Genomic DNA, 19,334 nt, shown 5'->3' on the forward strand with positions numbered 1-19,334 from the left:
GGGTCAACTCTCCTCCTCGGCTGATTTTCAGGCCCTTGGGTCGCGAGAGCCACTAAATTCGTGCTCTGATGTGGATTGTTGTCGATAAGAGGGGCCAGCAAGACAACGGAAAGCGGCTGTCGCTATGACGGAACCTATCCGCCTGATAGATTCCGTTTCAACAGCACCTGATAAGGTTATCAAGGCCTTGCTCTTAGGTTACAAAACGCCCGATCCGCTGCCTTGGGCCGCCATTGCCGGCCCGCTTGCAACCGCAGAAGACGCGCTTGCCCGCCTCGATGAACGCCTCGCAAAAAGCCCAATTCGGGATGGGTGGGTCAGCCGAAACCACTTCACCGATGCGTGCGCCAGTCTATGGTTGGAGGGCGAGCTCGTCCACCTCGAAGATCTGGTTCTCCATGACGCCGGCATGGATATCCGCGCACCGACCCATGAGCTGACTCGGGCACGCGCCGTGCTGCGCGCCCGCCGTCGCATCGACCGGGAAAAGCTCGACTGGGCTCTGTCGCCGGCCGGACTTGCCATCTTGCGCGGCCAAGACGGGATGGACGACCTGGACGGGGTAGGCGGCGAGCAGGAAGGGGGAGGGGGGCGCAATGCGAAGGAGGCCGGCGATGTGTTGGAAGCAGATGAGCCCCTTGCACTAGCCGCATCGGACGATCCGCTGTTGGAGGCGTTCGCCGCGGTCGATGCAGCGATCGCCAAGGCCGATCGCGCCCTCGCCCGCGATAGCCGAACTCATATGCGCCGCGCGACCGAGCGCGATCCACTGGTCTACGACATCGACTGGGACGAGGACGCGCGCATTGCGGCCTGGCGCGACAGCCTTGATGAAGCCCGTAGCCTGCCGCCGACGCTCGCGGCGGCAATTGCCGCCGATGCATGGCGCAGCATCGAACCGCTACAGCACAGGCCATGGCTGGGCCAGTTGCTAGCGGCGGCACTGTTGCGTCAACGCGGTAAAACACGCTCGCACCTCGCCTGCCTGTTCGATGGGCTCAAAACCATCCCGCGCGAGCGGCGGCGGTCGCGCGACATCGCGACGCGGCTCGTCGCGGAGCTAGATGCGATCACGGCGGCAGCCGAAGCCGGATTGAAGGCGCACGATCGCTGGCTCAACCAACGCACGCTACTGCTTCGGAAACTAACCGGCCGCCGGTCGACTTCCAAACTGCCGGCGCTCGTCGATTACGTATTGACCCGCCCGGTCGTCTCTGCCGGCATGATCGCTGAAGAATTGGGAATCACGTCACGCGCAGCAGTGAGCCTGGTAATCGAGCTTGGCCTGCGCGAGGCGACCGGGCGAGGGCGGTACCGGGCGTGGGGAATCCTCTAAGATACGAAATGTCCTTTGCTTGGCCGGCCGATACAGATCGCACCGCGCTCGAGCGATTGGCCGACAACGCGCGTTCTCGTCGTTGTCTCTGCCTTTCAGCAGGCGAAGGCCTCGCCACTGGCGAGGCCTTCTTGCGCGCGGTTTCAGTCGCGGTTCGGGCGAGACCAGATGAGCGAGTGACCTTCTTCGACCTCGACCAGCGTGGCGTAGATTGGCGCCGCGAAGCTCGGGTCGTCGAGCTTGACCGAGAGGTAGTCGCGGTTCTGCTCCTGGGACTTCTTCTTCCACGCGGCGCCGAACTCGATGGTGCCGGCGAAGATGCGGTAGTCCGGGGCTTTCTCCGAGGTACGGTCGGCCGCGACGATCTTGGCCTTCACGGTACCGAGGGCGAGAGTCTTGACGGTGCCCACGAAGCCGTTGCCGTTCACGGTAAAGTTGCCGATGGTAGCCATGTTCGTATCCTCTTTGGTTCTCGGGCCGCGACCACCGCGACCTCGATGGCTGTCGTTGACCGGAGGCGATCGGACCGCACCCGAAGGGCCGCAACGCAGTGGAGGGCGGCCAGGGCGAGGCTTTCTTGTCTCGCGAGGAATGGACGCGCAGCGGCCAGGGGAAGAAAGCCGCGAATGGCCGTTGCGGCCATGGAATCGAGGCGGAGCGCAGCGACGACGGCCCTCGGTTAGACATGCCAAATCGAGGGCGCACTGGGCGCGTCAGGCCGACCGAGGGATATGACTTGTTACAGGCACGCGCACCGCCCGATAACAGCAGTGCTACGCTCACCGAGAGACTCGCCCGCGCCCCTGAAGGCTCTTTCGAGGTATGGGCACCGCGAGTGCGATGCCGGACGAACGCGACGCAATCGTGCTGCACCGCTGCTACTGCGGGAAGACACCCGTTGAGGAACCGACGGATATCTCGGGATGCCAGCGGCCCCCACGCGGAAAATCCCAGCCGCGCTAGACGAGGTGATGGCGAAGTTCCTCCGCCTCCGGCAGACGGAAGCGCACGACTGTGTACGCAAGAAGAACCTCGCCGCGAGGCGAGGGCCTTGGTGAGCTCATGAAGGCTGAAGAGCCAGTACGAGACGCGATGGCGTCGCGCTCATGCCGCCTGGTTGATTTCGTCCGGCTTCGGCTGAAGATCGTGCAAATAGGTCACGGCACGCTGCGCGTGCGCCGCCGCTGAAAAAATGAAGCGCTTGTCGTTGGACAGAACTTCCAACCACGACGCAAGGTAACTCGCGTGATCGGCGCGCGGCTCAAGCTCCGGCACGATGCCGAGATCGGCGCTGAGGAAACAGCTTCCGAGTTCGGCCACAAGCTCCTCGCGGGCGCGCTCGCTACTGTCCTTCGCGTAGCGGCTAAGATCGCGATTGACGCGGTGCGCCGGCGCGGTCCAGTGCACGCACTCATGCGCGAGCGTGGCCGCAAAGCTCTCCGCGTCGCGGAAGGTCTCGAACGGTGGCATTTGGATGAGGTCGAGCGATGGGGCGAAGAACGCCTTGTCGCCGCCGTGCCGGATGGTCGCGCCAGTATTGGCGAAGAACGCGTCCACGTGCCCGATGCGCTGCGCCGGCGGCGTGCTCGGAGCAGGGCGTGCGTAGTAGTGGTCCGGCAGGCCGTCGATCTGATCGACGCAGAACACGGTGTAGGCCCGCAGGAACGGCACGGTCCGCTCGAGGTCGTCGCCGTTGTCGTCCGTCTCGATCTTGGTGATCCGGTTTGCATAGACGACCATGGTTCCGCTCTCGCCCTTGCGGACGTGGCCGCCGAGCTCGAGAGATTGCTTGAATGTCATCCACATCGGCGACGTAAAGCCCCGCGATACAGCTTCCGACCAGAGCAGCACGACGTTGATGCCTTGGTAGGGCATCCCGTTGTGGCGCAGTGGCCGCGTGATGCACCCACCTGCGTTGACCGTATTCCACGGCCTGACCCACGGCCGCACGCCGCGCTCCAGGTCCGCGACGATGCGATCGGTGATGCGCACGTAGATGTCGGCGCGCGGTTTTCCTTCGTTCCTGCTCATTTCGATAACTCCGTCTCGGAGGCCGCACCTGCCGCGGCCCCTCACGGGGTCCGCCGCGGCGGCATTACGCGCTCGCGCACCCGGCCGGGCCGCAGCGCAGCGGAGGACGGCGCAGCCGTTGTGCGGGCGCCGTATCCGCCGCATGGACCACCGACCGGGAGGGGCGGGGCAGGCGCGGCGCGCCGCTCTTGTTGGCTTTGCCGGCGACACGAAAAAGAGCCGGTCTCGCGACCAGCCTTCGCTGCGGCAACATGTGGAAGGCGGGGCCGAAGCCCCGCCCTGAGGTCTATTCGAAGGCCGCCATCTGGGCCGCGGCGGCCTTCTTAGTGACAGTTTCGCCAGCATGCTCGACCTGCCGCTCGAAAGGCCTCCAGGCCTCGCCGATGACCTGCTCGTAGGCGGCGACGGCACCCTCAGCCGCCATGCGGAGCGCGTGAGCCTGCGCGCCCATGTCGGCGGCGAATTCACGCTTACGCTGTGCCTGGCTATCGAAGCCGACCGGACCATCAAGGTCCTCATCGCGGCTGTCGTTGGCGAGCTTGGCGGTGGCATCTCGCGCTTCAGTGACTGCTCGGGTGTAGAACTGGCCGGCGCCGTGCGCCGAGCCGACATAGGCACCGACGATCCGTTGAAGGTGGATTTGCATGGCGCGTTCGCTCAGGCCATCCTTGAGCGCGTCGACGGTTTCGACGATGAGCCGCTCATGCATATCTCGGATACCGTCGCTGTCGAGGATCGCAAGGCCGAAGCTTTCGGAGATGCGCTGTGCCTGCGCCGTGTCTGGACAGGCGAGCCGGACCATTTCGAGCGTGGTGCCCTTGCGAAGCGGGATGACACGGGCGCTGGCGCGAGAGGAGCGAGCAGTTTTGGTCATGGTGATATCCTTTCTCGGTTTCGCCTTGGGAGCGATCGACCTTTGCCATCGCGCCCTCGGGTGCGGTCGACCAGAACCGGCTTCAGCGGATCGCTTCAGGGGGCGGCGGCCGTCAAGGCGAGCATGGGTGGGCCAAAGGCCGAGCGGGCCCTCAGGCCTGCGAAGAACGCGGCTCCCCATCGCGAGACGGCGGCCGCCGATCGCCTCGCGACTTGCCCTTGAAGCGGACCGCGGCCGGTTCAGACCGCAGCACAAACCGAGGGAGCGCCGGCCAAGGGGCAGCGAGCCGCCGAAACCGTGAGAGGTTGGGCCAAACCTGCTGAACTCTCCGTCTCGACACCAAGTGTCCGCGCTCCGCTCGCACTCCAATTGGTGCGTCCTTCGTCTCTCACCGCCACGCAGCGGAAACGCAGTGGCGCGTCCGAAACTCGGCATGCGCCGTCTCCTGCCGATCGAGCTTGCGCGTGAGAGCGTCGATCTCCTTGCGACGGGCCAAGGCGAGCTCCGCGACATGCTGCTGAAACAGCCGCTCATCCGCATTCGTCCAGTTCGATGCGGTCCGGCGGTTCTGCCGGCGCTTCGCCCGCTCGGTGCTGGTCATCCGCTCGGCGCGTGCCGCGATCTGGCGCTCGATGACGCCGAGACGGCGCTGCGTCTCGGCTTGCGCGGCTTTCATGCGCGTGAGCAGGAGACGTCGGTCCGGGGCTCAATCATTACACCGTCCCCGTCCACGATAAGAGAAAGACGGCATCCGGCATGTAGCGGTTCGCAAGAGAGACGGCGAGGCTCGACGACGGGATGGCGGCGCCGATGGCGCCCGGTCGATGAGCGCTGACTTGACGCCGGCGTGCTTGCGCATGTCTGCGAGGATGCCATCGCGTGCGCCGGCGATGGCGCTTGCAGATTATGGTGGGCATGCGCTAGGAGATTCACGGCCACAAGGTCGGCGTTCATGACTGACCCTCCTTTCTGTCGGCATCAGCCGCGTCAGGCTGCGGCGCGTAAATGGACGCCCGCACGGCGCGCCTCCAGGCATCCGAGCCAGTGAAGTGCCGTCTGAGCCCGGGATGCCAGACAACGAGGATCGGCGTGTCGCCGTCCTCGTCAGTCGCTGCAAGCCAACCGAAAGCTTTGGCAATGAGAGGCCAGGCCATGGGTCATCTCCATGCGACAAAGTCCGACGGGCCGCCGTAGACCCGGTGGCGCGCCTCATTGATCACGAAGCTGAAGCGACCGACGTGACACTCGGCGGACGGGACGAGGAAGCGGCGTTCCTCAGTCCCGGGCCCACGCTTCCCGCCGAGCGTCGCAACGACCTCGACGAAGCCGCTCTCGTGCTTGGACGTGATGGCAGAGACGACGACCCAGTCACGCGCGTGCGCGTGGTCGAGGGCGCGGCGATCCTTTTCGCGGGACTCGCCCGCCTGGAGGATCGCGCTGGAAATCGCCTCCCAGGTGTCGGGCCAACTGTCCTTGATGGTTCTCTCGGCGCAACGCCGCTCGAACCTCGTGGAGAGCTGCGGAAAGGTGATCGCGACAATCGCCCATTCGGCGTCTTCCTCGTACCAGCCACTCTCCGAGCGCAGCAGGGTATGGACCCTGCGATTACTCTCGGCGGAGAGGTGGAAGCCGCCGTGGCCCGCGGTCGAGTGGCAGATCACGCCGTCGGCGTATAAGGTGGCGCCTTGCGAGGCGCCCCACGGCGTGTTCGCCGCGAACCGCGCGTCCTTACGGCCGAGCGCACGCTTTTCGCGCTGGTGCTCGGCGTTCTCTGCGACCATCGATCGGAATGCGGCCTCGTCCGCCAGTGCGCCGGAATGGCCGTAGAAGTCCGCGTGGTGCCATTCCGCGATCGGCCGGCCGAGCCGCCAGCCGCTTGCGAGATAGTGCCCGCCGCGGCGCGCCGGCAGCATCGCGAAGGCGGTCTCGCCCACTCGGGCCGCGAGGAAGCCATCGGCAATACGTCCGTACTCGACCTCCGGGTTTCCGGAGGTCGGGTCCGGCAGGGTTTCGTGCGGGAGAGAAGCGTTCATGCTGCCCTCCCTTCGACGGCGTCCGCGCCGACCTCGTCGGCAGTCACTTCCTGGAGCACCGCGCCCGGATAGCCGTGGCGTGTCAGCCACTCCTTCGCGTCGGCCTCATTCGTAGCGAGATAGACGAGTTCGGCGTCATCACCGGCGCGGTCGAGCACGCGGACCGAGCCGATGGCGGGACGCTCGACGATGGTGAACCTGAGCTTCGAGTCCAGCGAGAACGTGCGGTGGACGCGGATGGCGACGACGCCGCTTGCGCCGTAGTCCGCCTCGTGCAGGGTGAAACAGGCCGACAGCAAGACATTGCCGACGCCTCGTCCGCCCTGCTTTCGGATCAGGCGACCCCTGCTGTTGCTGGACTGCCAGGCGGCGAGCTTCTTCCTGAAGCGCGCCGGCGGCTGCGGCGTTCCGTCGGACCAGGCTATGATCGAGCCTATAGGTGCATTGTCGAAGATCGTGTGCGCGGACATCGTGTCCTCCTAGTTTGCGCATGCGTGGAAACAGCACCGCCGCCGGCGGGGACCGGCGGCGGGAGATCGTTCGGAGGGGGACGTCGGGTGCGGCTACTCGGCCGCTTCCCTGAACGCCTCAGCATTGGCGTCGCCGTCGGCGCGCTCGTCGCTCGCGCCGTCCACGTCCTCATCGGCTTCGTCTTCGTCGTCCGGGGCGGCCGAGCCGGAGAACAGCCACTCCGAGAGTTTCGTCGCGTCGGGCGCGAACAGCGCGGAGGGGTGGACGAAGTGGCGCTCCTTGAAGTGCTCGACCAGCGCCGCGCGCGTGTCCTTCACGCGCTGGCGCGGCAGGACCGGCGTCTCCTTGCACGAGGCCTCAAGGGCTGTGCGCGACAGGCAGGACAGGAAGTCCTCCGTGCCCATGTTCGGCAGGAAAGTGTCCGCCCCGACCACCGCGCCGGCGAGGCGGGCGACAATGCCGCTATTGGTGGCGTTCTCCCGGCACGAGAAGACGTCCACCAGCATCGTGCGCGCCGCGATACGCAATGTGTCCATGTCGAAAGAGAGCTTGCCGTCGGCGTCGAACAGCGCCGCCGCGTTCTTCGCAAGCCGGCTGTGGCCGTAATAGGTCCCGCCGCTTCCCGTCGTCACCGAGACGTTCTGGCCCGCGAAGGCGAGGATCAGCAGCGCCATCAGCGTGTCGTCCTCGATCGGCGCGCGGCCGAGCGCCTCGCGCAGCGCGTCGGTCCGGTAATCGCCGATTATCTCGGTGCCCTTTCGCGTTACGTCGGAACGGGGCTTCGAGACCTCGCCGACATCCTCCGGAGCGTTGTCCGATCCTGAGCCGTTCTGGTCCTCCGGCTTCTTAGCCGCTGGCAAGCGGTAGTGCACGGTTTGCACGCGGCCATCGCGGTCGAGATACATAGCCGTGCAGTCGGACTTCGCCGGCTTGCCGTAGACCCGCTCAGCCTTCGCGGGCAGCTTCACCTCGCCATAGTTGGTGGTTTCCGCGATGATGCCCTTCTTCGGCAGGTTGTTTGCCATCCACTCCTGCTGCGCGCCGAGGAAGGCCTCGACGTCAGTGGTGTAACGGCTGTCCTCGTCGGCTGGAGCGAACAGGTCCTCGACCCAGTGGATGCCGTAGGCCTGCGCGAGTTCGTCGCCGAAGCTCGCGTGGCGCGCGTGCAAACGGGTCTTCTGCAACGCTTGTGCGATACTCCACCACGAGACCTGCGGATCGGCCTTCGACGGTTTGTGCTTCTTCCAGACTTCCTTCTGCTCGTCGAGCGAGGCTGCGGCGATGGTGCGAAGCTGCTGCTCGTTCGGCATGTCACCCTTGGCCATATGGTCGAGCATGGCGAGAAGCACATTCGCCAGCAGGCGCAGCTTTCTGATCTGTCGCACTGGCAGCGCCAGCGCGACGCCGATCGCCTCCTCCGTCCAGCCGAGCGCGACCAGGCGCTCGATCGCACGCCACTGGTCAACCGGGTTCAGCGCCTCACGGGCGATGTTCTCGACCATCGAGCGCATGGCGCCGTTGTCGTTCGCGGTCTCGTCGACGAGCACGTCGATCTCCTCGAGGCCGGCGGCGATCGCCTGCTTCACGCGGCGATGGCCCGCATTGATGACGTAGCCGTTGCCGCCGCCTGTCTCAGGCGTGATGACGGGCGGCTGGACGACGCCGACGGCCTTGATCGTGGCGAGCAGCAGCGCGTCGGCCTGCGGCGTCGACTTCGTCTGGCGCATGCGGTCGGGGTTCTCCTTCAGCGCGCGCGGGTCGACCTTGATGAGTTGCATGTGAACGCTCCTTTTTCGGATTGCGGACCGGCGCTGCCGGCCCTTTCTCGTCTTCTTCCCGAAGACACCCCTGGGCCCTGCGGAGCGGACGGGCCGATGCAACTGCGGCCGAGCATCCCTGCCCGGCGGGACCAGCAGGGCCTAAGCCCTGCGCAGGACGACGGGTTGGGATCGCGCAGGCGGCGGTTGAGCGCCAGCGTCGACGGCCCGCCCGATCTGCGAGCGGGCCTTCTCCTTTCTCTCTTCTCCCTTTTTGTTCACGCGGCCGCGGCAATCTCACGGGTGCCTTCGCCGTCCTCCGCCAAGGCCATCTCCACCTCGGCCAGCTGCCTGCGCTTTTCGGCAAGCTCGCCCGCGAAGGCGAAGTCGCCGCCGTCGCGCGACTCGTAGGAGGCAAGGCGTCGACGGGCGTCGGCGAGGCGCTGGCGATAGCGCTCCCGTTCGCCCTCGAAGTTGGCCAGCGCGTGCTCAAGGCGGGCGACTGCGCTGAGTGGCGTGACCGTCACCGGCAATTCGGTCTCGTACTCGGCGCCGGTTCGAAGCAGCATGGTGGTGTAGCGATAGCCGTCCGCGCCGAAGCGCTCGCCGCTGTACGCGAGTTCGAAGCCGCCGATCGAGGCGATGACGATCTCGCCTTCCTGCTGAAGTTGGACCAGAATCAGAATTTCCTTCATCAGCGCGCGTCCAGCGGGCTTGCGCTCGGCGTACGAATCTCCGGTGACCGCCATGGTGAAAGCGTCGCCAGCGGTCGGAACACGACGTTCGATGTCCCGGCTGACCTCGCCGATGCGGCGGATGGAAAGGTCGATGTCGCGTTCCGCCTCGCGCATCTGCCGCCGCACCGCGTGCTGGTCGTCGATGTGTGCAGCCCGCAGCCGTTCGAGCCGCGCGATGTCGGCTTCGAGGCCAGCTTTCTGCATCAAGCGCGGGTCGCCCGATGCGATGGCTTTTGCCATGGCGAACTGGTTGGCCTGACTCTCTCCCATGTCCTCAAGCCGGCGGATCGAGGTGTCGCCGGACAGCGCAGCGGCGATGAAGCGGGCCTTGCGCTCGTTGTTCTGCCACATCTGCGCATCGAGGCTGCCTTCCGTCGCATAGGCGAAAATGTCGACTTCATCGTGCTGGTTCCCCTGCCGCACGATGCGGCCCTCGCGCTGCTCGATCTGCGACGGAAGCCAGGGCACGTCGAGGTGGTGCAATGCCTTCAGGCGAAGCTGCGCGTTGACACCGGTGCCCATCGTATCAGACGAGCCGATCAGGAAGCGGACCTTGCCGGCGCGGACGTCGCCGAACAGCCGCTGCTTCGCCTCCGATTTCTTGTAGTCCTGCATGAAGGCGATCTCGCCCGGTGGCACGCCGAGACGGACCAGCTCGTCGCGAATCCAGCGATAGGCGGAGAAACCGCGGCTCTTCTCGACGCTGATGGTGCCGAGATCGGAGAAGATCATCTGCGCAGCGCCGGGCAACTCGAAGAGCTTGCCATCCGTGCGCGCGTAGCTGCTCTCGGCTGTCTCGTTCCAGATGCGGAAGGCATTGCCGACAAGCAGGTTCAGCTTGTTGTCGGCCTCGTTGTCGTTATCCGGATCAACCAGACGCAGGTCGATTGCCGCATGGCGGCCGTCGGTAATGACTGACAGCAGGATATCATCGCCAGGCTCCGGTGCGCAGTCGCGCTCCTCGATCGCCTTGATGCGCTCGCCGAGCCGGGTCTGGTATCGCTTGAACGCCGGCGACGGCTTGGCGGTGAGGATCTGGCGTTTGCCGGTCGAGACCGCCGGCACCTTCACGTACTGACGCAGGTCATCCGGCATCACCACGTCGGCGAAGGAGCGGAACATGGCGATGAGCTCCGGCACGTTCACGAAGGTGGCGAAGCGCGTCACCGGCTTGTATTTGCCGGAGGGCTGCAGCTCAAGTTCGGTCGTGACGTCGCCAAACGTGCTCGCCCAGGCGTCGAACTCGTGCAGGCCGCGCTCGAGGAGCGCCTCATAGCCGAGGTAGCGCTGGACCGAGAACATCTCGCCGAGCGTGTTGGTGATCGGCGTGCCAGAGGCGAGCACCAGCGCACGCCCGGGGTTCTTCGTCTCGACGAAGCGGGATTTGACGTAGAGGTCCCAGGCGCGCTGTGAGCCGTTCGGATCGACTCCCTTCAAGGTCGACATGTTGGTCGCGAAGGAGAGCTTCCTGAACTCCTGCGCCTCGTCGACGATGATCTGGTCGACGCCGATCTCCGAGATCGTCAGGAGATCGTCCTTGCGGGTCGAAAGCGACTCCAGGCGCTCCTGCAAGCCCTCCTTCAATCGCTCGAGGCGCTTGCGCGAGACGCGGTCGTCACTCTCGACCTTGGTGAGCAGCGTCTCGTAGAGCTCAAGTTCGTCCTGGATCATCTGCTGCTCGAACGCCGACGGCACAGCGATGAAGCGGAACGCGCTGTGCGTGATGATGATCGCGTCCCAGGTCGCAGTCGCCGCGCGCGACAAGAAGCGGTACCGCTTGTCCTTGGTAAAATTGTTCTCGTCGGCGACGAGGATCCGGGCGTTCGGATAGAGCGCAAGGAACTCGCGCGCGGCCTGCGCCAGGCAGTGGCCGGGTACGACCAGCATCGCCTTGGCAACGAGACCGAGCCGGCGCTGCTCCATGATGGCGGCAGCCATCGTCATGGTCTTGCCGGCCCCGACGGCGTGCGCCAGGTAGGTCGAGCCGGCCGAGACGATGCGCCAGATGCCGCGCTTCTGGTGCCCATAAAGCACAAAGGCGCCGGAGGCGCCCGGAAGCTTCAGGTGCGCGCCGTCGAAGGCTCGTGGCGCGATGTTGTTGAAGCGATCGTTATAGACCCGCGCCAGGCGGTCGGTACGATCAGGGTCGGACCAGATCCAGCGCTGGAAGGCGTCCTTGATCCTCGAGAGCTTCGTCTTGGCGGCCTCAGTGTCGACGACATTGAGGACGCGGCGCTCGCTGTCGCCGTCCTTGACCGTGTCGAAGATCTGCGGCACGCGGCTGTTTAGTGCGTCGGCGAGAAGTTCGCCGGCGTGCCGGCGGTCGGTGCCCCATTCGGACGTGCCGGCGGCTGTCCACCCGAGCTGACGTGCCTCCACGGTCCACGCTGCGAGCTCCGGCATGTGGTGAATCCTGATCTCGGCGTCCATTGTCGCCTTTACGAAGGCGACGACGTCGGCGGCCGGAATCCACGGCGCGCCGAGCCGCGCGGTGATGTCGGAGGGCTTGAGGTCGGCGGGCTGCACGCCTTGCAGGGCCGTGACGTTGCGCTCGTAGGAGGGATCGAGCGCGGCAGCGGCCTCCGCAATCTTCAGCTTGTCGCGCACGTGCCCCGACAGGTAGGCGTCGGCCGTCTGCCACGAGCCGTCCACCGGATCGCGGAAGATGGAGCTGCCGAGTTCGGCGACGACGTCGTCGCGATCCCGGTGCAGCAGCTCGGCGATGTGGTCGATGTCGATGCGCCCGCGCTCGTTGAGGACGACGGCGAGCGCGTCGGCAGCGCTCGTTATTGCCGGCGGGGCGGGCGGCGCGATCACGCGCTCGGTGAAGATCGGCCCAGGCTTCGCAGTGTTGGTCTCGAGGTCATAGTCCTCGATCGAGGCGACCAGCCAGCAATCTGGATCGTCGAGGAATGGCTGGATGTTCGGCCGGCGGTGCGTCTCACGCACCTCGCCGCTCTCCTCGTCCTCGGCGGTCGAGACCGTCGTAAAATTGATCGGGCCGAAGCCCCGAACGAAGTTCGACCAGGCGATGCGCAGCTTGACCTTCGCGTCCTTCCACGGTCGGTCGAGCTCCTGCGCCTTCAAGACCTCGCGCACGGCGTCGCGGACCGGGATCAGCTTCCGGATGATGCGCACGTGCTTTTCCGGGATGCCATCGGCACTGCGGCTCTTGCGCGCTTTCACCGCGACCGGGCCGCCGTCGACGACCTGCATCAAGCCGTGGGCCTTGTCGAAGAAGTAGCTGCCCTCGCGCACGTGGCGATCGGCAGGCCAATCGACGTCACAGGGATCACCGGCTTCTGCCAGGTCGGGATCGATCACCTCCGGCTCGCCGTCATAGACGGCTTCCGGCAAGAAGCCGATGGCTGCTTTGAGTGTCGCTTCGAGATCCTCATCCTCGCGCGGCAGACACGTATAGGCCTCGCCGAAGGGGCCGGACGCGACCGCGTGTGCGCCAAGCGCGAAATCCGGGCGCTGCGCGAACCATCGGTTCACGTGGATCGCGCTCTCGTCTTCCGCCGCCGGCCGAACCTCGTCGAGGTCGAGCCATGACAGGTCGCCTTTGGCGTCGCCGATCTTGCGCTTGCGGAAGAACAGGATGTCGACGACGACGTCGGTGCCGGCGCCGGCGCGGAAGCTACCCTCGGGCAGGCGAATGGCTGCGATCAGGTCGGCCGACTTCGCGATGTGCTGACGCGCCGAGGCGTCCGCCTTGTCCATTGTGCCGGAGCTCGTGACGAAGGCGGCGAGGGCGCCGGGCTTCAGGAGGTCGATTGCCCTCACGATGAAATAGTCGTGCAGTCGCAGGGTCGTTGACCGGTAGGCGCGGTCGGATCGAACGGTCCGGTCCGAGAACGGCGGATTGCCGACGGCGAGGTCGAAGCACGCCGGCAGCTCGGTGCGCGCGAAATCGCCTGTGACGATCCGCGCCCGCGGCTGCAGTAGCCGGGCGATGCGTGCGGTGACGGGGTCAAGCTCGACGCCGGTGACGTGGGAGGTCTCGCGTAGTTCGTCCGGCATCAGCGCCGGAAACAGCCCGGTGCCGATGCCGGGCTCAAGGACGCGGCCGCCGCGCCAGCCGAGGCGCTGCAGGCCCGACCAGATCGCGCTGACTATGAACTCGGGCGTGAAGTGGGCGTATTGGGTGCACCGCGCGAGCGAGGCATAGCCGGCGTCATCGACCGCGTCCTCCAGGTCGGCGCCGATCTCCCTCCAGCCCTGCGCGAAGTCGGATTCGCCGGGCTTGCGGAAAACGCCGTTGGCGAGCTCGGAAGCGCCAAAGCCCGTGAAGCGGATCAACTGCCGCTGCTCGTCCTGCGAGGCGGACCGCTGCTCCGCCTCGATCTGCGCGGCGAGCCGAATGGCCGCAACACTGTCGCGGGCGCGCTGCTTCCAACCCCTTGCAAGGCCGCGGTCGCCGGCGAGGTGAAAGTTGTCGCCCCACAAGCGCATCTTTGGCCCACAAGGTCGCACAGATGCGAGCGCCGGCCCAGCGGCGGCGGCCGGCGGCGGGTCGTCGCCGTGATCATTGCCGTCCAAGTCGGCGGCGAAGGCGGTGACGCCGAGGCCGAGGCTAGAGGAGAGGGCGGTGTTGCCGAAGAGGTCGATCGTGAAAGGGTCGTCCTGCGCCATTGGAAATGTCCTTCTGCTGGGCGCGCGCGACCGCGCCGCCGTCGCGGGAGCGGCGGGCGGCACGGTCTTGCGGGATTGACGGGAGAGCCGGCGGGAGGCTCCGAATTGCGAAGCCCGGCACGGGGCCGGGCTGTTCGCAGGTCGAGGAGGGCGGGCGGCTCGGCTAGGCTGCGACCACTTCCGGCAGGTGGCGGAGCTGCACCGGCAGTTTCGCTGCGATCTCCGCTTCGGTAAGGTCGTCCAGCAGCTTCAGCGCGGTGCCGTGCTGGCCGGAGTAGACGAGCACGGTGCGGCGGCCGCGCACGGCGGCCGGCCAGCGCTCACCGGCGTAGCCGCGGTAGTCGTCATGCGTGCTCGACCAGATGTGCTCGAGCCGCTCTTCGCGCGTCATCGCACGGACAGGACGAGATTCGCGCTCGGTGATCGCGGCCTTCATCCGCTCCGGCGACACTCTGTCCGACAGATCGCAATAGCCATGGAACCAGCGCCTCTGGCCGTCAATCGACAAGGACAGAAAAACGCTGGTCACGCTTGCCGTCATGAATTCGCGCATTGCGGACATGTCGGCGCGCATCCATAGCGGCGGCAGGATCTCGAGCAAGTAGTCGTGTTCGCTCTCGGCGAGCTCGAACCACTCGCCTGCGAAGAGGTTGACGGCATCGCCTTCGGCCATGGCCGGATTGCCGCAATGGCGATTGAACATACGGTGCATCTCGTGGCGCGTCGCGACGCCTTCGAAGACCTTGCGAATGGTAAGTGAGGTGTGCATCGGCGGCTCCTCTTGGCCTGGCCGGACTGAAGCGCGAGCGATCCGCCTGATCTCTTTGTCACTTCAGTCCTTCATCACGCCTCCCGCGGGCCGCCTCTCCGGTCCGGCGGGTCAAGGGCCGCGGAACGCGGGCGAAGCTTCACCCTTGACGCGCTGGCCGGGCATGCGGCAGCGCCTCATTCCCATTCCATTTTTCCTTTCATTGTTCGATCTCCTTATCCTGCCGCTCACGGACAGCATAAGGCACCGCAATCATGCGACGGCGCTGCCGCAACGTACCATCCGGCCCATTCGCGAGCCGAATCAAGGGGTCGCCGTCAGGGCTTTCAGGTCCTCATTCCAATCATCGGTGCGCGGTCGTAATCGCGCATATTCCGCACTCGCTTCTCCGGCAATGGCACGAACGCGATCGGCATACACGTCACCCTGCCGATTGTTGTCGGTCGCTGCCACGAGGCAGACATTGGCGCGCTTGGCCAGATTGCGGATGGCATGATCTGTCGCCGGGGACCAGCCGCCTCCAGTGCTGACATAAAGTGTATCGGAGCGTCGGACCTCAATCGCCGCAAGGCTCATGGCATCGATGGCCGCCTCTGTAATGCAGATCCGCTCGGACTCGGGCAGCCCGAAGCGGAAAAGTTCTTTCGCACCCTCACTGGCGAAGCCGCGCCATTGCGGTCCACGCTCCTCCCACCCCGTGATCGCTTCGGCAAAATCGCTATGAGCGGCCCATATGCTGCCTCGAGGGCCTTCTCGCAACCGATCGAAGGCGATCACCTGCTTCACGATCTCGGCCGACACCCCGCGCTCATCCGTGAGATAGCGCCAAGCTGGCGAGCCTGGGCGCGGCTTGAAGCGATGTTGCCACCGCTCAACAACGGATCTCGGCGCCTTCGGCCTTGCCGGCCGCTGCCACGCTGGTGCACTGGGACGGAAACCAACCATATCCGCAACACGGTCACATGCTTCGACAAAGCCATCGGCACCAAGATGTTCGGCGAGTGAAAACACGTCTCCCTTCGCTGGCGACAACGGATCGAACCAGCCGCGGCCTTCGTGGATAACGATGATGATGTTGCTGTCACGGCGATACTTGATCGCGCGTCGGGTGCTTTCCTTGACGTCGACCTTCCAGCCGTCTTTCTCCAGCAGGGCCGCGCAGCCAACCTTTTGGCGAAGCTCTTCGATTTCTCTCTTGTCCATTTGTCTGCACCGGTCTCGCGCAAGCGAGTCCGCCCCTTTCTTCTGTTGATCTCTCTTGCTCCCACCCTTGCGGAGCATTCCCGACCGGCCGCGAAGCCTGCCGAATGCAAGGGCGCGATGACCAACCGTCAGTCGCCGCGTCATCGGGCGCGGCGAAGCCTCCCTTGCAGCCGGCACGGCGCCAGCGGCAGCCGGTCGCCCGGCTCAATGAGCCGGGCACCAGGGGTCGTATTCGTGAACGATGGCGTCCTGATCGCCATCGTACTCGCTGGAGACCATCACGCCGAATGCATTATCAGCCTGGAAAAGAATGACCGGCACCATGAGCGTGCGGGCGAGATCAAAGGCGTGGTTCTGAGCGAGCGTGAGATTGTGCGACATTGAAGGCTCCCGTCTTGCGGCGGGGACCGTCCCCGCTCGACAGGCGCCGACGTGTTCGGGGGGCGGCTGCGGTCACCTCGAGAGGCGAAGCCGAAGAGGTCGCACGCTTGCGTAGCGAACCCCTTGCGGGTTGATCGTGGAAGGCCGCACCCGAACCAAGGAAAGCCCATTCGAGAGCGGGCTTGGTCCTTCATCGGAAGCGTGAACTTCCAAAACGCACATACTTGGTCGCGCGGATAACGAAGCTCAGGCAGCTTTGCGAATTGTCCCATTCAATGCATTCAAGGTCATCGGCGTTGCGTGCACGCATGGATAAATCCCGGTCCGAGTTTGTGCGAAGCTGCTTTCGATCGGATCAGCAGGTGCCGTTGGTCGGGGATACGGGCCGTTTGCGTCAGGGATGGCAGCCCGGAAGGGGGAAGACCCGCTTGCGGGGCTTCAGCGCAGCCAACAGCCCGGCCCGCAGGGCGACGCTCAATTCCCTGCTCGAATATCCCGCGAACACATAGGTACGGTGAAATGCGAGCAGCCATCCGCTTTTTTTAACTGAAAGCCGTGGCAAGCCGAGCTCAAGCACCTCCTTGGCAAGCCCACGCGCCGGTCAAATCGCTCGTCATAGAGCCGCGCTTGCTGACCCGGACGGCTGTACTACGCGTTATGGAAGCAATCCCTGCCGAAACGCGAGGGCCACAGCGTGGGGAAGGGTCAGTGCAGCAAGATTTCGCCTAGCATTATCCAGATGATACTTCACCCCACGCGACGAAACCCCTAGAAGCTGCGCAATATCTTGCATCGTCTTGCCATCGGAGATCCACTCAAGACACTGCCGCTCGCGCTGGGTCAGGGGACTTTCCTGCTGGCTGTTCGGGGGCGTGCGTCCAATTCTGGCGGCGTTCACGTGCGCATGATAGGTAAGTCCCAACCTTTCCAACATGACTCGCGAGCTCTCGACGAAACGATCGAGTCCAAGGCTGCGGTCGTCAACCGCTAGCGTGAACGCCGCGAACTGGTTTTGGCTTGCCGGAATGCGAACCGTTAGACCGGTCCTGATCTTGAAGCTGAGTGCATCGTCAAACAGACGGCGTTCCTTCGCCGACTTTGCGCTTCGCGCCTCACGTCCATCCCACACGAACATCCGGCCTGTGTTTCGCGGATCCTGAAGAACGGGATCGATGTTGTCGTATCCTTCACGAAAATAGTGGCTGGTCCAACTCTTCGGATAGGATGAGATCAGTTTGGGGCCATTCGCGCGGTGGCCAAAGTAGGCGAACCAGCGGAAACCCAATGCATGCGCAGTTCGTTCCGCGATGCGTCGAAAATCATCTTCCGTATGGGCAGAGTGAAGACAGTCGACAAATTCATCGCATGCTCTTTTGGCTTCTTTCATCGCACCCCTTTAGAACTATTCTGGTTCCCAAAAGCGACAACCCCGCAACATTCGCGCGCTGCGTGTGGGGCGTGTATTGCCGCCTTGCGGCAGCTTTGCGGCACGAACAATTCGATATCGCTCTGTCAGAGTTGCAGCATCAACACGAACATACGACGCAGGAAAAACGACCTCTGACTGTATTCACAGATAGCAACTATTTTCTCCGTTCTAGAAGTTAAGGAATTCCATTCCCTGCGCGGTGAGATCTGTGCGCCACAACTTTACACAGTTTCCAAAGTGCGCGCGGATGACCACGCCTGCGAATGCGGTTCGCGACCCAACAGAACTATGACGTCCTGTCAGAAGTGACAGCGCAACGCCGGGACCGCGCCTGCTTTCTTGATCTCGAAGCTGCTGATTCGTAAGCCTGAGGTTATGAATGAAGGTCATTGTGCGCACGCGTATGGCGCTCCTGCACGACTCCGAACTGGCGATGGGAATGCATCGTCTGCGAGGGCGCGTGTTCAAGGAGCGGCTCGACTGGGACGTCTCTGTCGCGGACGGATTGGAGATCGATCAGTACGACGCATGCAAGCCGACTTATCTCTTGGTGGTCGACCGGCGCGAAGTTGCCGGTTGTGTTCGCCTGCTGCCCACCACTGGACCCAACATGCTGGCGGATACGTTCCCAGTGTTGCTGGATGGCCACGCGGCGCCCAGAGCAGCCAGAATCTGGGAGAGCTCGCGGTTTTGCGTTGATACCAAAACCGTCGCAGCGACAGCCGAAAACGGCTTGCGGGAAGCGACATTCCTGCTCTTTGCGGCCATGATTGAATGGGGCCAGCAGCACGACCTGCAGGCCATCGCGACCGTCACTGATCTGCGCATGGAGCGAATCCTGCGCCGGGCCGGATGGCATCTCGATCGCCTGGGCACACCGCGTCAAATCGGAACCACCGCGGCTGTCGCAGGACTGTTGCCGGTCACCGATGACGCCCTCCGAGCGATCCGGGCGGCCGGCAAGATTTCGAAGCCGGTAATTGAGGCTCCATCTAGCATGGCGCGCGCAGCATAGCGTCGAACGTCTCCAGATCCTGACAACAGCGAAAGGCTTTCTGCAATGGATCCAGCTGCATTCGCAGCTCTGGTCGAACAGTGCGCTCCGACGCCGGACCAGGTCCGGCCGCTGACGGCGATTGTGCGGCAGGCGAGCTCGTTCGAGCCGCTGCTCGTCACGATTCAGGCGCGCAAACCAGTTCCAATTCAGGCAAGTGACCGTGACGAAGCGATTCAGCTCGCGACTGAGGCCATCGCCACCGGCCAGCCGGTCCGGACCGGTCTCGCTCAGCTTGACGCCGAGGAAACCAAGCAGGCCGGGCTGACGGCAGCAACGACATTCGACGCGTGCAAGCACATCGCCGGCCTTGGCAGATTGTTTGAGGCCCGATTGCAAGCAGCAAACGTGACCGCCTCGGGCCGCGAACAGGCCATTGCCCATGTTGTGGCGAGCTTCGCGACTAAGGCTCCCGGCACACCGCTCGAAGTCCTTACGCGGCCGACAGCCTCTCGCGGTGTCGACATTTCCATCGGCGACACACCGCCAACCAACACGCCAGCCGCACCCGCCAGAGAGCGTTCGAAGTGGGATGTCTATCGCTCGGGCCTCGGCACATCCGTCTTCGTCTATGAACGATGAGGACCTCTTTGTCTCAACTCAACATCGCAGTCCGGGCTGGTC

General features: G+C 64.8%; 15 protein-coding genes. 3 read left to right on the forward strand and 12 right to left on the reverse strand.

Going from position 1 to position 19,334, the window contains the following annotated elements:
• Positions 1-124 precede the first annotated feature (124 nt).
• Positions 125-1,336: an RHE_PE00001 family protein gene (locus BDOA9_RS33700; protein WP_025038355.1), complete on the forward strand. Its 1,212-nt coding sequence runs from the start codon at positions 125-127 to the stop codon at positions 1,334-1,336.
• 143 nt (positions 1,337-1,479) lie between these two features.
• On the opposite strand, the gene BDOA9_RS33705 is transcribed toward BDOA9_RS33700, so the two are convergent.
• The 12 genes from BDOA9_RS33705 to BDOA9_RS33760 all read right to left on the reverse strand — a co-directional run bounded on the left by BDOA9_RS33705 (position 1,480) and on the right by BDOA9_RS33760 (position 17,614).
• Positions 1,480-1,788: a DUF736 domain-containing protein gene (locus BDOA9_RS33705; protein ID WP_025038356.1), complete on the reverse strand. Its 309-nt coding sequence runs from the start codon at positions 1,786-1,788 to the stop codon at positions 1,480-1,482.
• Between the two features lie 652 nt (positions 1,789-2,440).
• Complete coding sequence (locus tag BDOA9_RS33710) at positions 2,441-3,367, reverse strand: ArdC family protein (RefSeq protein ID WP_025038357.1); 927 nt, start codon at positions 3,365-3,367, stop codon at positions 2,441-2,443.
• A gap of 286 nt (positions 3,368-3,653) precedes the next feature.
• Complete coding sequence (locus BDOA9_RS33715) at positions 3,654-4,241, reverse strand: hypothetical protein (protein ID WP_025038358.1); 588 nt, start codon at positions 4,239-4,241, stop codon at positions 3,654-3,656.
• Between the two features lie 388 nt (positions 4,242-4,629).
• Positions 4,630-4,917 carry a hypothetical protein gene (locus BDOA9_RS33720; RefSeq protein ID WP_025038359.1) on the reverse strand — a complete coding sequence of 96 codons (288 nt, stop codon included), beginning with the start codon at positions 4,915-4,917 and terminating at the stop codon, positions 4,630-4,632.
• Positions 4,918-5,398: 481 nt separating this feature from the next.
• Entirely contained in the window at positions 5,399-6,274 is an 876-nt protein-coding gene (locus tag BDOA9_RS33730; RefSeq protein ID WP_025038361.1) for a DUF7007 domain-containing protein, read from the reverse strand.
• Complete coding sequence (locus BDOA9_RS33735; RefSeq protein WP_025038362.1) at positions 6,271-6,744, reverse strand: hypothetical protein; 474 nt, start codon at positions 6,742-6,744, stop codon at positions 6,271-6,273. Before BDOA9_RS33735 ends, BDOA9_RS33730 begins: the two co-directional genes overlap by 4 nt.
• Positions 6,745-6,837: 93 nt before the next feature.
• Positions 6,838-8,523, reverse strand: a complete 1,686-nt coding sequence (locus BDOA9_RS33740; RefSeq protein ID WP_025038363.1) for a ParB/RepB/Spo0J family partition protein — start codon at positions 8,521-8,523, stop codon at positions 6,838-6,840.
• Positions 8,524-8,780: 257 nt separating this feature from the next.
• Positions 8,781-13,874, reverse strand: a complete 5,094-nt coding sequence (locus tag BDOA9_RS33745; protein WP_025038364.1) for an Eco57I restriction-modification methylase domain-containing protein — start codon at positions 13,872-13,874, stop codon at positions 8,781-8,783.
• Positions 13,875-14,037: 163 nt separating this feature from the next.
• Positions 14,038-14,643, reverse strand: a complete 606-nt coding sequence (locus tag BDOA9_RS33750) for a DUF1419 domain-containing protein (protein ID WP_025038365.1) — start codon at positions 14,641-14,643, stop codon at positions 14,038-14,040.
• Between the two features lie 303 nt (positions 14,644-14,946).
• Positions 14,947-15,846: a DUF3991 and toprim domain-containing protein gene (locus tag BDOA9_RS33755; RefSeq protein ID WP_025038366.1), complete on the reverse strand. Its 900-nt coding sequence runs from the start codon at positions 15,844-15,846 to the stop codon at positions 14,947-14,949.
• 204 nt (positions 15,847-16,050) lie between these two features.
• Entirely contained in the window at positions 16,051-16,227 is a 177-nt protein-coding gene (locus BDOA9_RS39185; protein ID WP_025038367.1) for a hypothetical protein, read from the reverse strand.
• Between the two features lie 655 nt (positions 16,228-16,882).
• On the reverse strand, positions 16,883-17,614 hold the full coding sequence (locus tag BDOA9_RS33760) for an autoinducer binding domain-containing protein (RefSeq protein WP_025038368.1): 732 nt from the start codon (positions 17,612-17,614) through the stop codon (positions 16,883-16,885).
• A 421-nt stretch (positions 17,615-18,035) separates the two neighbouring features.
• On the opposite strand from BDOA9_RS33760, the gene BDOA9_RS33765 reads away from it, so the two are divergent.
• Both BDOA9_RS33765 and BDOA9_RS33770 read left to right on the forward strand, forming a co-directional pair.
• Positions 18,036-18,671: an acyl-homoserine-lactone synthase gene (locus BDOA9_RS33765; protein WP_025038369.1), complete on the forward strand. Its 636-nt coding sequence runs from the start codon at positions 18,036-18,038 to the stop codon at positions 18,669-18,671.
• A 45-nt stretch (positions 18,672-18,716) separates the two neighbouring features.
• Positions 18,717-19,292 (forward strand): type IV secretion protein, encoded by a 576-nt coding sequence (locus tag BDOA9_RS33770; protein WP_025038370.1) that lies wholly within the window; start codon positions 18,717-18,719, stop codon positions 19,290-19,292.
• The last annotated feature ends 42 nt before the right edge of the window (positions 19,293-19,334 follow it).

This window comes from Bradyrhizobium sp. DOA9 (assembly GCF_000617845.2).
Lineage (GTDB): Bacteria > Pseudomonadota > Alphaproteobacteria > Rhizobiales > Xanthobacteraceae > Bradyrhizobium.

What these genes read in the sequence shown, in the direction of transcription:
- BDOA9_RS33760 (WP_025038368.1), bottom strand. Translation starts at nt 17,614, where the DNA reads ATGAAAGAAGCCAAAAGAGCATGCGATGAATTTGTCGACTGTCTTCAC.
- BDOA9_RS33735 (WP_025038362.1), bottom strand. Translation starts at nt 6,744, where the DNA reads ATGTCCGCGCACACGATCTTCGACAATGCACCTATAGGCTCGATCATA.
- BDOA9_RS33750 (WP_025038365.1), bottom strand. Translation starts at nt 14,643, where the DNA reads ATGCACACCTCACTTACCATTCGCAAGGTCTTCGAAGGCGTCGCGACG.
- BDOA9_RS33770 (WP_025038370.1), top strand. Translation starts at nt 18,717, where the DNA reads ATGGATCCAGCTGCATTCGCAGCTCTGGTCGAACAGTGCGCTCCGACG.
- BDOA9_RS33705 (WP_025038356.1), bottom strand. Translation starts at nt 1,788, where the DNA reads ATGGCTACCATCGGCAACTTTACCGTGAACGGCAACGGCTTCGTGGGC.
- BDOA9_RS33740 (WP_025038363.1), bottom strand. Translation starts at nt 8,523, where the DNA reads ATGCAACTCATCAAGGTCGACCCGCGCGCGCTGAAGGAGAACCCCGAC.
- BDOA9_RS33720 (WP_025038359.1), bottom strand. Translation starts at nt 4,917, where the DNA reads ATGAAAGCCGCGCAAGCCGAGACGCAGCGCCGTCTCGGCGTCATCGAG.
- BDOA9_RS33765 (WP_025038369.1), top strand. Translation starts at nt 18,036, where the DNA reads ATGAAGGTCATTGTGCGCACGCGTATGGCGCTCCTGCACGACTCCGAA.
- BDOA9_RS33715 (WP_025038358.1), bottom strand. Translation starts at nt 4,241, where the DNA reads ATGACCAAAACTGCTCGCTCCTCTCGCGCCAGCGCCCGTGTCATCCCG.
- BDOA9_RS39185 (WP_025038367.1), bottom strand. Translation starts at nt 16,227, where the DNA reads ATGTCGCACAATCTCACGCTCGCTCAGAACCACGCCTTTGATCTCGCC.
- BDOA9_RS33710 (WP_025038357.1), bottom strand. Translation starts at nt 3,367, where the DNA reads ATGAGCAGGAACGAAGGAAAACCGCGCGCCGACATCTACGTGCGCATC.
- BDOA9_RS33730 (WP_025038361.1), bottom strand. Translation starts at nt 6,274, where the DNA reads ATGAACGCTTCTCTCCCGCACGAAACCCTGCCGGACCCGACCTCCGGA.
- BDOA9_RS33745 (WP_025038364.1), bottom strand. Translation starts at nt 13,874, where the DNA reads ATGGCGCAGGACGACCCTTTCACGATCGACCTCTTCGGCAACACCGCC.
- BDOA9_RS33700 (WP_025038355.1), top strand. Translation starts at nt 125, where the DNA reads ATGACGGAACCTATCCGCCTGATAGATTCCGTTTCAACAGCACCTGAT.
- BDOA9_RS33755 (WP_025038366.1), bottom strand. Translation starts at nt 15,846, where the DNA reads ATGGACAAGAGAGAAATCGAAGAGCTTCGCCAAAAGGTTGGCTGCGCG.